The organism is Pseudomonas sp. Leaf129, from assembly GCF_001423465.1.
In the GTDB taxonomy this organism is placed as follows: domain Bacteria; phylum Pseudomonadota; class Gammaproteobacteria; order Pseudomonadales; family Pseudomonadaceae; genus Aquipseudomonas; species Aquipseudomonas coleopterorum.
This window is the reverse complement of sequence record NZ_LMOC01000001.1, coordinates 1754882-1769069: the sequence shown is the minus strand read 5'-3', so window position 1 is coordinate 1769069 and position 14188 is coordinate 1754882. Positions and strand designations below refer to the sequence as shown.

Sequence of the window (14188 nt, the reverse complement as noted above, 5' to 3'; positions counted from 1 at the left end):
CCTGGCTATACGGGTACCCATTGGTCAATCAGCATCACCAGCTCTTCACGGCGAAACGGCTTGGCCAGGTAGTCGCTCATGCCTGCGGCGCGACAACGTTCGCGCTCTTCGGGCATGGCGTTGGCCGTGAGTGCCACGATCGGCAACTGTGGCCAGCGGCCGCTTCGACGGATTTGCCGGCTGGCTTCGTAGCCGTCCATGACCGGCATGTTGCAGTCCATCAGCACCAGGTCGAACTCGCGCTTTTCCAGCTCGCTCAGTGCTTCGCCACCATGGGCAGCCACTGTGACTTCGCACCCCAGCTTGCTCAGCATGCCCTTGGCCACCAGCTGGTTCACCGGGTTGTCTTCCACCAGAAGAATACGCGCGCGACGCTGCGCGCTACGCCGGTTGGCGAGATTGTCGAGCGTCGCCGGCTCATCACCCACCAGGCTGCGACGCAAGGCCTGATACAGCGCGTTGCGTGCCAGCGGTCGGGCTTGCTGCTGCAGCGGCATCAGCGCGTTGGCCTGCTCGGTCGGCAGGAAGTTGCCATAGGCAGTCACCAGCAGAATCGGCGCCTGGATGCCTGGGCGCAGACTGAACAGGCAGTCCAGGTTATCGGTGATCACCAGGTCCGGCGCGATGCCGGAGAGGTCCCCGCCCAGGTCGTAGCGCTGGTAATCGATGCCCCGCAGTGGCAGCACGTCCAGCAACAGCTCCGCCAGACCGCTGCCGGCATGCCCGACCAACACCACCTGGCCGCGCAGCAGCGGTGGCACCTGGGCAGGGCTGTGCGCAACCAGCGGCAGGTCGGCGTAGAACTGGCTGCCGAATCCGGCTTCGGAGCTGATGCTCAAGCGGCCCTTCATAGCCTCGCAGAGGTTGTTGGTCAGGGCCAGGCCCAGGCCGGTGCCGCCGAACTGGCGGGTGATGCCGGCGCCGGCCTGGGTGAAGGGCTGGAAGATCTTGACCTGGGCTTCCTGGGCGATGCCGATGCCGGTGTCGCTGACTTCGATGCGCACCCCACCTGGCCGGGTATAGAGGCGCACGTCGACCCGGCCGAAGCGGGTGAATTTCAGCGCGTTGGACAGCAGGTTGCTGACGATCTGCCGAACCCGAGTCGGGTCGCCCAGGACCAGTGCCGGAAAATGCGGGTCGATCAGGCAGGTCAGCTCGACACTGGGCGCTGCGTTCTGCGACAGCAGGTTGGCAGTGTCTTCGATCAGCGCGCCGAGGTCGAAAGGGATGCGCTCGAGCTCCAGCTGCCCGGCGTCGAACTTGGACAGGTCGAGGATATCGTTGAGCAACTCGACCAGCACCTTGCCCGAATCGTGCGCGATGGAGAGTTGCTGCCGCTGTTCGGCATTGAGCGGGCTGTCCAGCGACAGCGCGATCATGCCCAGCAACCCGTTGAGCGGGGTGCGAATCTCGTGGCTCATGTTGGCCAGGAACGAGGCGCGCGCCTGGGCCATGTCCAAGGCCGTACGGCGCGCTTTCTCCAGCTCCTCGTTGGACATGCTCAGGCGGGTATTGCTGGCCTTGAGCTCGGTGGTGCGTGCCGAGACGATGTTTTCCAGCTCGCCCAGGTACTCGGTCAGGCGGTTCTCGGCGCTGCGCCGCTGCTGGATTTCCGTGGCCATGCTGATGAACTGCTGGTTGGCGACCTTCACCAGTACGCCGATCTCGTCATGTTCGTGGCCCGGGGGAAAGTCCAGGCGCGCCGGTTTGGGTTGGTGCGGATCGCTATTGCTCAACGCGCGGATGACCCGGTTCAGTGGTTTGGTCAGCATCACGTAGAAAAAGCCCAGGAGCAGCGCGGTGAGCAGCGCCGTGCGCAGGAAGCCGCTGGCCAAGGTGATTTCGGCACGGCGCAGGAAGCGGTTGCCGATGGCGAAGGTGTCGACGGTCAACTGCAGGGTGCCGAGGCGGTCGTCGGGCATGTGCGAGAGGAACAGCGGGTCTTCGTACTGACGTTGGGCATCGAAGAGGATGTCGCTGATGAAGCGGTAGCTGCTTTCCAGGCGTGGCCGCTGCACGCTGGCCAGGATGTTGCCAGTGTTGTCCGTCAGCCGTGCAGCGGTGATCGACTCCGATTGCAACAGGCCCAGGGTCAGTTCCTTGGCCAGCTCGGCGTCGATGTTGTAGGCGATGCGCGAGGCGGGGTTGTGGCTGATTTCCAGCAGCGAACGCATTTGCCGATCGATGGTTTGATCGACGATGGAATAATCGATGCCGATCTGGATAACGCTGAGCAAAGCCCCCAGAATGAAGCCGACCAGTACCGTCAAGCGGGCTTGTTTATAGGACAGCCGCTGGGTGAATTTTATATCCATGGATACTGGGCCAATTTCCATTCCGTGCGCAGGGCCAAAGCATGGACCATGTCTGTGCGCCGCAGTGTGCGACGGCATGTCCCCTTGCCGAACCTTTTACACGCAACTTGCCTTGAGGAAAAGTCGTGGACTCTCGTTTGAATGCCTTTCTTGAGCGCGCCGAGTCCGTACTCGCGCGGCTTGAGCCGCTGCTGCCTGCGCTGCGCCCTGAAATCGACTGGCACCAGTGCCTGGCTGCGCGTTGGCAGCGCGAGGGCCGCAGCGGCTATCTGCTGCCGCTGGAGGTCAGTCTGGACATGCGCCTGAGCGATCTGATCGGGGTCGATCAACAGCGCCAGCAGCTGGCGCGCAACACGCAGCAGTTCCTCGACGGCCATCCGGCCAACCATGCGTTGCTGTGGGGGTCGCGCGGCACGGGCAAATCGTCGCTGGTGCGGGCGTTGCTTGCCGAGCATGCCGCCGCGGGCTTGCGCCTGATCGAGATCGAGCGTGACCACCTGGCCGATCTGCCGCGGGTGGTCGAGCGGTTGCAGAAGCTGCCGCAACGCTTCGTGCTGTTTTGCGATGACCTGTCGTTCGAGGCGGGCGAGGGCGATTATCGGGTGCTCAAGAGCGTGCTTGACGGTTCGCTGGAGCAGGCGCCGGACAACGTGCTGCTGTACGCCACGTCCAACCGCCGCCACCTGGTTCCCGAACATCAGAGCGACAACGAGAACTGGTCCCGGGTCGACGGCGAGTTGCACCCCAGCGAAGCGGTCGAAGACAAGATCGCCCTGTCGGACCGGTTCGGCCTGTGGTTGTCGTTCTATCCCTTCACCCAGGAGCATTTCCTGCGCGTGGTGGAACACTGGATCGGCGAGCTCGCCCGCGACAGCGGCCTGCAATGGTCCCGTGACGAGCAATTGGATATTCTCGCCGTGCGCTGGGCCACTGGCCGCGGCAACCGCAACGGCCGCTGCGCCTATCAATTCGCCCGCTACTGGGTGGGTCTCAAACTGTTGGAGCAACAACCATGATCGATCTGCACGCCGCAGGCGCGGGGCTGGAAGGCTACCGTATGCTGTGCGCTCAACTGGAATCGCTGCTGGCCGACGAGCGTGATTTCGTCGCCAATGCGGCGCAGTTTTCGGCATTTCTGTTCAATCAGGTCGATGACCTGAACTGGGCGGGTTTCTATCTGAACCGCAATGAGGAATTGGTGCTCGGGCCTTTTCAGGGGCAGGTGGCGTGCGTGCGCATCCCGTTCGGCCGTGGCGTGTGCGGTGCGGCTGCAGCCAGCCGCGAGACCCAGCGGGTCGAGGACGTGCATGCGTTCCCTGGCCACATCGCCTGTGACAGTGCGTCGAACAGCGAGCTGGTGATCCCGCTGCTCAAGGACGGCAGGCTGATCGGTGTGCTGGACCTGGACAGCCCGCGCCTCGCACGCTTCAGCGAAGCCGACCAGCAGGGTCTGGAACAACTGGCGGCGATTTTCCTGCAATCGACCGACTGCAGCCGCTACTGAAGCGCGACCGCTTTCAGTCGTAGTTGGCTTTCTTCTGGAACGGGTCTTCCTTCTCGTCGGCTTTCAAACCGTCGGTGAGTTCGTTGACCTCGTCTCCGGTCGGCTCCATTTCGCTGAGGACCATGGCGTTGGTGCGCTTGAGCATCTTCTGCAGGTATTGCAGTTGCTCCTGGTAGAGCACGGCGTCGGGTTGACTCTTGAGGTATTGCACGCCGCGCTCGAAGGCCAGGCGGGCGCGACCCGGCAGACCCTCTCCCAGCAGTTGCTGGCCCAGGTTATTGAAGAACTCGATGTGCAGCAGCACGAGGATGCCGCGGATTTCGTTCGCCCAGTGTTTGGTCTCGACGGTGCTGAGAAAGCCTTCCTGCCCGGCCCGGGTTACCTGGGCGTGCAGGGCTTCGAGCAGGAAGCGCACTTCCTTGGCTCGGTCTTCGGTCATGATCGGGAGAGGAGGGTTATTGATGGCAATGTCATCGCCCTTGGCGATTTCCGCCTGCAAAGCTTCCAGGCGAGCCTTTAGCGGTGCGTCCTGCTTGTCGAGCTGCAGCAGGCGCTGGCTGATGTTGAGTTCCAGTCGCGCGAGCAGTTGCTTGAGGGCAGGGGTCATCAGTTGACCGGGGAACGTCTCGTCGATACGGCCGCAGCGGCGCAGGCGATCGGTGAGCTCGAGCTTGTCGCGCGCCTTGGCCAGCTTGTTGCTCTCGACCATATTGTTGAGCAGGCCGATGACGATAAGGATGGCGATCCCCGTTACGATGAACAGGGTGATCATGAGTGGAGTCACCGGGGAGCTCTCGAGGTGGAATGAAGTTCAAGTGTAGGGCCGCTGTGCCGACACGGGTAGCCCAGCCCGCCCTGCCGCAGCCATGGGTTGCTCATGGAGGGGTGTGGCAACTATGGCTTTGTGCTACTAACGGTGTCAAAAGCTTATTGGTCCTCCTGCGCATTGCCGCTTGGCAGTGGCCTGCCACAGGGCCTGCAAAGCGCAGTGAAGTCATTGATTTAAATAAATTTATAACAGGGGGTTGACGACCCTCGAAAGCATCCATAGAATGCGCGCCACTTGCAGCGTAAAGCACACAGCGAAGCGCGGCAGGGAGTGAATGTTGTAGCGTGTCCCCTTCGTCTAGTGGCCTAGGACACCGCCCTTTCACGGCGGTAACAGGGGTTCGAGTCCCCTAGGGGACGCCATTGCGGGAATAGCTCAGTTGGTAGAGCACGACCTTGCCAAGGTCGGGGTCGCGAGTTCGAGTCTCGTTTCCCGCTCCAGTTTAAGCAGTGTGGCTCTCGGGCGGCACTGAGTGAAACCAGTATCCAGTCTTCGGACATGGGTCTGGGCGCCGTAATACACACCATGTGTTTCGGTCAGCGTGTCCCCTTCGTCTAGTGGCCTAGGACACCGCCCTTTCACGGCGGTAACAGGGGTTCGAGTCCCCTAGGGGACGCCATTTGCGGGAATAGCTCAGTTGGTAGAGCACGACCTTGCCAAGGTCGGGGTCGCGAGTTCGAGTCTCGTTTCCCGCTCCAAATTCAATGAAAACGCCGCTCAGAGATGAGCGGCGTTTTTGTTTGTGCGCGTTAGCGAGCCGACCGTAGGAGCGGTCATCGGCCGCAAAGGGCTCAGCGCGATTAATCCGGATCAGCCCGGCGTCGATGGGGAATGTCATCGTCGGCGATCAGGACCCGTTCCATCACGCGCGGGAAATCACCGTAGTTGTAGACCGGATAGTGCAGGGCGGCGCGGTTGTCCCAGAACGCTACATCGCCCGGCTGCCACTTGAAGCGCAGCTGGTATTCGGGGTTGCTCACTTCCTTGAGCAGCAGGCCGACGATCTCGCGGCTTTCCTCCAGTGACAGGCCGAGAATCTGCGGCGACATCGAAAAATTGATGAACAGGGCATCTTCACCCGTTTCGGGATGGGTACGCACCAGCGGGTGCGCGAGGATCGGATAGTTGTAGCCGACCTTGTCCAGCGAGGATTTGAAGTTGTGGGTGACGAAGGCGTTATCGATGCGTTCGCGCAGCGCCGTCGGCAGGCTGCGGTACACCAGTCCCGTGTCGGCCCACAGCGTGTCGCCGCCGGTTTCGGGCAGCGACACGGCGCGCAGCACGGCGCCGAAGGTGGGTTTGAGCATCCAGCTGGTATCGGTGTGCCAGCGCCCCTTGCGGGCATCGCCATAACGGTCGCGGGCTTCGCTGGCCAGGATCAGGTGAGCGTTGGGCCGCTCTCGGTCCTGTTTCTGAGTGGTTGGATGCTGGTAAAGCTCGCCGAATTGGCGAGCGAAGGCCAACTGCTGGGCGGTATCGATGTGTTGGTCACGGAAGAACAACACTTTGTGCTTGAGCAGCAACGCACGTATCTGATCACGGGTTTGCGCGTCGAGGGGGTGGCGCAGATCGACGCCTTCGATCTGCGCGCCGATGGTCGGCTCCAAGGCGGTGGCGCGGATCGCCGTGGCGGGGCGCTGTATTTTTTCGGCAAACATGGCAGGTGTCCTTTGCGATCGAGTGCCGGAGCCCACGGCCACGGCGGGTGGGGAATCGGTTTTCAGGCCACTTCTTCGTTGCGGCGCAGGGCCGCGTTGCGATTGGCTGGCACCTCGAGGCCGAGGTTGTCGCGCAGGGTCAGGCCGGGGTACTCGGTGCGCAACAGGCCGCGTTGCTGAAGGATCGGCACCACGTAGCGGGTGAAGTATTCGAGGCCGTCGGGCAGCAGCGAGTTGATGATGAACCCGTCGGCGGCGTGGCCCTCGAACCAGGCTTGCACGGCGTCGGCAACCTCCTCCGGCAGGCCGACGAAATCCCGCTCGGGTTTGGCAAAGCGCAGGGCCACTTCGCGCAAGGTGAGGTGCTCGTCACGGGCCAGTTGCTTGATCCGCTCGGACGTACCCTTGTGACTGTTGGCGCCCAGGTCGCCGAGGTCGGGGAAGGGGGCGTCCAGATCGTGGCCGCTGAAGTTGTAGTCGTTGAACGGGCGGCCCAGGGCGACGATGGCGTCTTCGATGCCGACCAGGTCTGCGGCCTCTTGATAGCGACGCTCCACCTCTTCGCGATCACGCCCGGTGATGGGGCTGATGCCCGGCAGGACGAACAGTTTGTCCGGATTGCGACCGGCGCTGGCAGCGCGCTGTTTGAGGTCTTGGTAATAGGCGCGCGACTCGGTGAACGACTCGTGTCGGCAGAAGATCGCATCGGCGTTCTGGGCGGCGAAATTGCGGCCGTCCTCGGAAACGCCGGCCTGGAAGATCACCGGTTGGCCCTGGCGCGAACGAGCGATGTTCAGCGGTCCCTTGACCTGGAAGAACTCACCACGATGGTTCAGGGCATGCAGTTTGCTGCGGTCGAAGAACTCGCCAGTGGCCTTGTTGCGGGTGAAGGCGTCGTCCTCCCAGGAATCCCACAGTCCCTTGACCACATCCACGTGTTCCCGGGCGATCTTGTAGCGCACGGCATGGGGTGGATGCTCGGCCTTGCTGAAGTTGTCGGCGGTGCCTGAAAGCCACGAGGTGACCACGTTCCAGCCGGCGCGCCCCCCGCTGATGTGATCGAGGGAGGCCAGTTGCCGGGCGACCTGGTAGGGCTCGGTGTAGCTGACCGTGATGGTGGCGACCAGGCCGATGTGCTCGGTGGTGGCGGCCAACGCCGAGAGCAGGGTCAGCGGCTCGAAGCGGTTGAGGTAATGGGGGCTGGAGCGCTCGTGGATGTGCAGGCTGTCGGCGATGAAGGCGAAGTCGAAGCGGGCGTCTTCGGCCAGCCGCGCCTGGTGCTGGTAGTAACGCAGGTTGGTGCTGGCGTCGGCCAGTGCCTGCGGATGCCGCCACTCGCCCCAGCCGTGCCCTACGCCGTGGATCATGGCGCCCAGTTTCAGTTGTCGTGTGCTCATGGAAATCTCCTGTTATGGCGCGCTGGCCAGCGGGGTCTGGGTGGGTGCGCGGAAGTCGTTGAAGTGTTTGTCGAAGCCTTGGGCGACTTTGACCGGCTGCGCCAGCACGCCTTCTTCCAGATAGATGTCGGCGGTCTGCTGCAGGTCGGCGATCACCGCGTCGGTGATCTCGGCGCGCGTGTAGCGGGTCTCGTTGACCGAGGCCAGGTGCACCGCCAAGGGCAGGCGGGTGACCTGGGCCTGAGCGGCGGCGAACTCGTCGTGGTGGGTATTGGCCCACTGGTAGGCACGCTCCAGGCGCACGACGAAGTCCTCGACCTGAGCGCGTTTGTTTTCGGTGGCCTGTTGGGTGGCCACCAGGTAGGTGTTGTTGGTCAGCAGGTCGGTGCCCTTGCGCAGGATGCGGGCGTTGCCCTGGTTCAGCGCGATGGTGGTGTAGGGGTCCCAGGTCGACCAGGCGTCGGCATCGCCGGGTTGCAGTGCGCCCTGGGCGTCGCTGGGCAGCAAATTGACGAAGGTGATGTCGGAGGTTTTCAGGCCCGCGTCGCGCAGGGCCTTGATCACCAGGAAGTGGCCGATGGAACCGCGGTTGGTGACCACGCGCTTGCCCTTGAGGTCGGCAACCGACTGCAGTGGCGAGTCCTTGGGCACCAGAATGGAGGTGGTGTAGCGGCCTTCGAAATGAGTGATGCTGACGGCTTTGAGCGGCGCGCCGGAACCCAGCGCGAATACATAAGGCGCATCGCCCAGGTAACCCACGTCTACCGCACCGGCGTTCAGCGCTTCGCCCAGGGGCGCGGCGGCAGCGAACTCGGAAAACTCGATGGGGTAGGGAACGTCTTTGAGTTCTCCCGCTGCGGTGAGCAACAGCTTCAGGCTTGATTTCTGATTGGCGACGCGCAACGGTTCGAGCTTGTCGGCCAAGGCCAGCGGGCCAGCGGCCAGCAGCCCCACCGCCAGAACGAGGGAAAGGACACGGGAACGGGTCATGGACAGCGACTCCTGAAGAGGGATTGAGTTACCTCCACCAGGCAAGGGGTCGGTCTGGGTTCAAACTAAAGCTCTAAAGGGGCGCTGTGAAATGACATTTAGTTCTATGTTAATTATTCTTTTTGTGGGTTTATCAAATACTAAATTATGCGTAATGCGCATATTGTGATCCTGCCCCATTTACTGCATCCCCGTAGGAGCGGTCATCGGCCGCGAACGCAACGCCGCGGTCTACCAGAAACCACGCGGTACCAGGTTCGCGGCCTATGACCGCTCTTGCGGGTTCTAGGCCAGGGCCCGTTGGCGCTTGCCGGGAACGGCGTCAAGCAGCGCTCGGGTGTAGGGGTTCGATGGCTGGTCGAACAGCTGGGCGGTGGGGCCCTGGTCGACGATGCGGCCCTGGCGCATGACCAGCACGTCATCGGCCACGTTGGCGATCACCGCCAGATCGTGCGAAACGATCACATAGGCGATACCCAGCTCGCGTTGCAGTTCGTCCAGCAGGTCGAGAATCTGCCGTTGCACCGAAACATCCAGCGCCGACACCGGCTCGTCCAGCAGTACCAGATCGGGCTGCAACGCCAGCGCCCGGGCGATGGCCACGCGCTGGCGCTGACCGCCGGACAGTTCTCTGGGCAGACGGTCGAGAAAATGCGCCGGCAAATGCACCCGTTCGATCAGCTCACGCGCGGCGCGATCCAGCGCCGCACCTTTGGCCAGCCCGAACGAGACCAGCGGCTCGACGATGCTGTCGAAGATCGACAGGCGCGGGTCCAGCGCTGCGAAGGGGTTCTGCTGGACTAACTGCATGCGCCGCCGCAACGGTCTGAATTGTCGCCAGCCGAAGTCGGTCACGATCCTGATCGGCGAACTGAACGCGACCGCTGTCGGCTTTCTCCAGGCCCAAGGCGATGCGCAACGCTGTGCTCTTGCCCGAGCCCGATTCGCCGACGATGCCCAAGGTCTGCCCGGCGCAGACCTTGAAGCTCACATCGGCCAGCGCCTGGAAACGCTCGGCCTGGCCGCGTATGCGTGGCAGGCGGTAATGCTTGTTCACCGCCGTCAGGGAAAGCAGGGGTATCTGTCCCGAGGCGAGAGCCGGGCGCGGTGCGCGGGGCTCGGCGAACGCCGGCGCGGCGGCGATCAGCGCGCGGGTATAGGGCTGTCTCGGGTTGGCCAGCACTTGGTGCGGCGTGCCCTGTTCGACCAACGCGCCGGCCTTCATCACCAGCACGCGGTCGGCTCGGTCGGCAGCCACGCCCAGGTCGTGCGTGATGATCAGCAGGGAAATGCCGCGCTCGCGTACCAGCCCTTCGAGATGGTCGAGGATGCGCCGCTGCACGGTGACGTCCAGGGCGCTGGTGGGCTCGTCGGCGATGATCAAGCGCGGGTTGCCGGCCAGGGCAATGGCGATCAGCACCCGTTGGCGCATGCCGCCGGACAACTCATGGGGGTACTGCCGGGCGCGCAGCTGCGGTTTGTCCAGACCCACCTGCGCCAGCAGTTCGCTGACGTCGGCGTCCAGCCCTTTGTAGCGCGCACCCTTGGCCAGCACCAAGGCTTCGGCGATCTGGCGGCCGATGCGCTGGGTCGGATTGAGGCTGACCATCGGGTCTTGCGGCACCAGGCCGATGGTGCGCCCGCGCAACTGGCGTTTGGTCCGTTCGCTGGCCTGGCTCAGGTCCTGACCAGCCACCAACAGGCGCCCGGCGGTGACCACGGCGCTGTCCGGCAGCAAGCCAAGAATGGCGTTGGCGATGGTGGTCTTGCCCGAGCCGGATTCACCGACGATGGCCAGGGTCTCGCCTTGCATCAGGCTGAACGATACATCGGTCACGGCCTGGGTCTGTTGCGGCCCGTGACGGTAGGCGATGCTCAGGTCGTGCACTTCAATGAGCGGATTCATCGCTTGATCTCTTCGAGGGTGCGGGCCAGGTGGTTGAGGCTGAACACCACTGCCACGACGAACACGCCGGGCAACAGCGCCACCCAGGGTGCGGTGATCAGAAAGTGCCGGCCGGTGGCGATCAGCGTGCCCCATTCCGGCGCCGGTGGTGCGGCGCCGAAACCCAGGAAGCTGAGCCCGGCGGTGGCCAGGATGGCCGCGCCGAAATCCAGGGTGGCGAGTACCGCGACCGGGCCCCAGGCGTTGGGCAGGATGTGCCGCCACAAGGTCTGCAGCCAGCTCGCGCCGCCCAGTCGTGCGGCCTCGACATAGGGCAGGGTCTTGACCCGCAGGACTTCGGCGCGGGTGGTGCGGGCAAAGCCGGGGATGATTCCCACACCCACGGCGAGGGCCACCGGCAAGGTGCCGAAGCCGATGGCGGTGACAATGGCCAGGGCCAGGAGCAAGCCGGGCAGGGCCAGCAGTACGTCGATCACGCGCATGATCACCGCATCCACGCGGCCACCGGCGAACCCCGACAGCACGCCCAGGGTCAGGCCTCCGAGCAGGGCCAGGCCGACGGCCAGTAGCGCAGCCTGGATCGACAGGCTGGCACCGTGTATCACCCGGGTGTAGAGATCGCGGCCCAACTCGTCGGTGCCGAACCAGTGGGTCGCGTTCGGCGCGGTGAGTTTGGCCAGCGGCGCGGTGGCATTGGGGTCGAAGCCGCTCAGCGCGCCCGGTGCCACGGCCGCGAGCAAGGCGAAGGCGACCATCAGGGCTGCCAGCAGGAAGCCAGGTCGGCGTGACGAGGGACGTGAGGCCGCGAGCAGGCGCGCCCAGCGACTGCGCCGCCGCCAGGCGGGCAGGACCGCTGTCGGTGGCGGCGCGTAGACCGTCGCAGCAGGCGCGGCCGGGATGAGGCGCTGGTCGAGATCACGCACGGCATTGGATGAAGGCATGAGGGAAGTCCTTGGCTGGCCTAGGCCGCTGTGGGCGCGGCAGGCGCGTGGGTGATACGGGGGTCGAAGATCGGGTAGAGCAGGTCCACCAGCAGGTTCACCACCACGAAGGCGGCGGCCGAGATCGCGACAATGGCCAGCACCACCGGGATGTCTTGGCGTAGCACCGCTTCCTGGGCCAGGCGACCGACGCCGTTGCGGCTGAAGATGGTTTCCACCAGCACCGCGCCGGACACGGTATTGCCGACCTGCAGGCCGAACAGCGTGAGGATGGGCAGCGCTGCGTTCTTCAGGCCGTGGCGGTACTGCACCTGGGCGCGGCTGAGGCCCTTGGCGTAGGCGGTGGTGATGTAGGGCTCGCGAGCCACGTGCTGAAATCCGCGTTGCAGCACCTGCGCATACACTGCCGCGCTGGGGATCGCCAGGGTGATGGCCGGCAGCACCAGGCTGTCCAGGCCTTGGCTGCCGGTGGCGGGAAACCAGCCGAGACCGAAGGCGAACACCTGGATCAGCAGCAGGCCCAGCCAGAACACCGGCACCGAGAACCCCAGCGACGGCAGGCGCGCCATGGCCGATTGCAGGGGTTGCCAGCGCACGTAGGCGGTCAGGTAGGCCAGGCCGATGCCGCCGATCAACGACAGCACGATGGCGGTGCCCGCCAGGGTCAGGGTTTGGGGCAGACGCTCGGCCAGCAAAGCGGTCACGGGCCGGTTGAGTGACAGCGACTGGCCGAAGTCACCCTGCAGGGCCTGCCAGAGCAGGTGCCCGTACTGCTCGAACAGACCGCGGTCCAGCCCGTAGTAGGCACGCGCCTTGGCCAGGTCCGCAGGTGACAGCGCATCGACCTCGATGCCCGACGCGCTGAGCATGATCGACAGCGTATCGCCCGGCAGCAGGTAGAGGATGAAGTAGGTGATGGTATAGGCGCCCCACAGCACCAGCAGCGCCTGGCCGACACGGCCCAGCAGGTAACGGTTCATGGCGTGCCGACCTCGATGTCACCGAGGAAGGCGAAGCCCTCGGCGGTCCAGTGGAAGTTCTTCACCCGCGCGGCGGTGGCGGCCTGCCAGACCCGCTCGTAGATCGGAAAGGCCGAGGCTTCGTCCACCAACAGGTCCTGCAGGTCGCCATAGGCCTTGGCGCGCTGCTCGGTCTGGGTGGCGGTGATGCCGGCATCGAACAGGGCGGTCGCGCGGTTGAGAGTGGCCGGTTCGTAGGTGTTGGTGGCCAGGGTCGAGCTGTTGGCGCTGCGCGGATCGAGAATGGTCTGCAGGATGATCGGGTCGGCGCGGGTCATGTAGGTGGACGTCAGGTCGTAGTTGCCCTGGGCGTTGGCCGCCGTCCATTCGGCGCGGGTCACCACGTTGAGCTTGAGGTCGATGCCCACTTTGCGCAGTTGGTCCTGCACCAGCACATCACCCGCCGTTTCACTGCCGTTGATGTTGTAGGCCAGGCTCAGGCGCTTGCCGTCCTTGTGCCGATAGCCGTCGGCAGCCGTGACCCAGCCCGCTTCGTCGAGCAGGCGCGCGGCACCGGCGGCATCGTAGGCCAGCTTGTCGCCCTGGGCCTTGAAGTACGGCGTGGTGCTGTCGTAGACGCCGGTCACCACCGGGAAATCGGCGTTGTACACGGTGCTGGCGTAGCTCTTGCGGTCGATGGCCTTGAGCAGTGCCTGACGGACCTTCTTGTCGGCCAGCACGCGGCCGTTGCGGGTGTTGGGGTAGAGGTTCAGGGCCGGGCCCGGCAAGGCACGGCTCTGGATGGTCGCGCCCTTGCTCTGGTACAGCTTGAGGTCGACCTCCGAGAAGGGGTTGCGCGGCCATAGCACATCGACCTTGCCTTGCAGGAACAGGCCATTGCGTACGCTTTCCTCGGCGATGTAGCTGATGTCCACCGCATCGAGATGAGCGTCGGCCTTGTTCTTCATGTTCGCCGACGCCCAGTGATAGCCCGTGCGACGGGTCAGGCGGGCGCCGCTCTCCGGTGTGTAGTGCTCCAGCACGAAAGGCCCGGTGCCGATGATCTGGCCCAGCGAGCGCTGCTTGGCGGTCAACTGGTAGGACGCCGGGGCGAGAATCGCCAGGTTGGTGGTGGACGTCGCCTGGAGGAAGCCGGCGTTGGGTCGCGACAGCACCAGTTTGATGGTGAAGTCGTCCAGCACCTCGGCGTGGTCGTAGCCGGCCAGGTAGGTGGCACCGAAGGTGGCCGGCAGTTCCTGAGCGAAGGCCTTGTCGCTGTCGAACGCCGTCTTGACCGCGTGTGCATCGAGGCGCTCGCCGTTGCTGAAGGTGACGTCGTCACGCAGGTGAAAGGTGTAGCTCAGGGCGTCGTCGCTGATGTTCCAGCTTTTCGCCAGCCAGGGAATGATCTTGCCGCTGTCGGGGTCCTGATCGGTCAGGGATTCGGCAACGTTGCGCAACAGCACGCGGTGTTCGAGCCAGTAGACCTGGAACGGGTCGACGCTGACCAGGGTGGTGTTGTCGCCGAAGAAGGCGATCTTCAGGGTCTTGTCGGCCTGCTCGGGGGCCGAGGGTGAGCAGCCCGCAAGCGATGCGAGCAGTACGCCGAGCGCTAGCAGGCGGGGGCGTTGGTGTGGGTTCGAAGCCGATGAGGGGGTTGGGTGGGGCATGGGTGAGGGTCCTTTGTAG

10 protein-coding genes, 4 tRNA genes and 1 pseudogene are annotated in these 14188 nt (G+C 64.4%); 6 read left to right on the top strand and 9 right to left on the bottom strand.

The features are described from left to right. Window positions 1-5 precede the first annotated feature (5 nt). Complete coding sequence (locus ASF66_RS07760) at window positions 6-2315, bottom strand: response regulator (protein WP_056843351.1); 2310 nt, start codon at window positions 2313-2315, stop codon at window positions 6-8. Between the two features lie 125 nt (window positions 2316-2440). Between ASF66_RS07760 and ASF66_RS07755 the strand changes: the two genes are divergently transcribed. Continuing rightward, complete coding sequence (locus ASF66_RS07755) at window positions 2441-3331, top strand: ATP-binding protein (RefSeq protein ID WP_056843350.1); 891 nt, start codon at window positions 2441-2443, stop codon at window positions 3329-3331. Further along, on the top strand, window positions 3328-3819 hold the full coding sequence (locus ASF66_RS07750; protein WP_056843349.1) for a GAF domain-containing protein: 492 nt from the start codon (window positions 3328-3330) through the stop codon (window positions 3817-3819). Before ASF66_RS07755 ends, ASF66_RS07750 begins: the two co-directional genes overlap by 4 nt. 13 nt (window positions 3820-3832) lie before the next feature. Here the strand turns inward: ASF66_RS07750 and ASF66_RS07745 are convergent, their stop codons facing one another. After that, the gene (locus tag ASF66_RS07745) at window positions 3833-4603 is read right to left on the bottom strand and encodes a hypothetical protein (RefSeq protein WP_056843348.1); all 771 of its coding nucleotides are present in this window, start codon (window positions 4601-4603) and stop codon (window positions 3833-3835) included. Window positions 4604-4934: 331 nt separating this feature from the next. Between ASF66_RS07745 and ASF66_RS07740 the strand changes: the two genes are divergently transcribed. The 4 genes from ASF66_RS07740 to ASF66_RS07725 all read left to right on the top strand — a co-directional run bounded on the left by ASF66_RS07740 (window position 4935) and on the right by ASF66_RS07725 (window position 5346). Further along, window positions 4935-5010: transfer RNA gene (locus ASF66_RS07740), tRNA-Glu, on the top strand. A gap of 2 nt (window positions 5011-5012) precedes the next feature. Next, window positions 5013-5088, top strand: a tRNA-Gly gene (locus ASF66_RS07735). A gap of 103 nt (window positions 5089-5191) precedes the next feature. Then, window positions 5192-5267: transfer RNA gene (locus ASF66_RS07730), tRNA-Glu, on the top strand. Between the two features lie 3 nt (window positions 5268-5270). Continuing rightward, window positions 5271-5346, top strand: a tRNA-Gly gene (locus tag ASF66_RS07725). A 102-nt stretch (window positions 5347-5448) separates the two neighbouring features. Here ASF66_RS07725 and ASF66_RS07720 read toward each other — a convergent pair. The 7 genes and pseudogenes from ASF66_RS07720 to ASF66_RS07690 all read right to left on the bottom strand — a co-directional run bounded on the left by ASF66_RS07720 (window position 5449) and on the right by ASF66_RS07690 (window position 14169). Next, complete coding sequence (locus tag ASF66_RS07720) at window positions 5449-6306, bottom strand: TauD/TfdA dioxygenase family protein (protein WP_056843347.1); 858 nt, start codon at window positions 6304-6306, stop codon at window positions 5449-5451. A 62-nt stretch (window positions 6307-6368) separates the two neighbouring features. Beyond that, entirely contained in the window at window positions 6369-7703 is a 1335-nt protein-coding gene (locus ASF66_RS07715; protein WP_049861498.1) for an LLM class flavin-dependent oxidoreductase, read from the bottom strand. A gap of 12 nt (window positions 7704-7715) precedes the next feature. Further along, window positions 7716-8693, bottom strand: coding sequence for an ABC transporter substrate-binding protein (locus ASF66_RS07710; RefSeq protein ID WP_056843346.1), 978 nt, complete (start codon window positions 8691-8693; stop codon window positions 7716-7718). 285 nt (window positions 8694-8978) lie between these two features. After that, a pseudogene (locus ASF66_RS07705) lies at window positions 8979-10599 on the bottom strand (dipeptide ABC transporter ATP-binding protein). After that, the gene (locus ASF66_RS07700) at window positions 10596-11540 is read right to left on the bottom strand and encodes an ABC transporter permease (RefSeq protein ID WP_082484533.1); all 945 of its coding nucleotides are present in this window, start codon (window positions 11538-11540) and stop codon (window positions 10596-10598) included. Before ASF66_RS07700 ends, ASF66_RS07705 begins: the two are co-directional and overlap by 4 nt. A gap of 20 nt (window positions 11541-11560) precedes the next feature. After that, window positions 11561-12520 (bottom strand): ABC transporter permease, encoded by a 960-nt coding sequence (locus ASF66_RS07695; protein ID WP_056843345.1) that lies wholly within the window; start codon window positions 12518-12520, stop codon window positions 11561-11563. Next, window positions 12517-14169, bottom strand: coding sequence for an ABC transporter substrate-binding protein (locus tag ASF66_RS07690; protein WP_056843344.1), 1653 nt, complete (start codon window positions 14167-14169; stop codon window positions 12517-12519). The genes ASF66_RS07695 and ASF66_RS07690 overlap by 4 nt, the downstream gene beginning before the upstream one ends. Window positions 14170-14188: the final 19 nt, after the last annotated feature.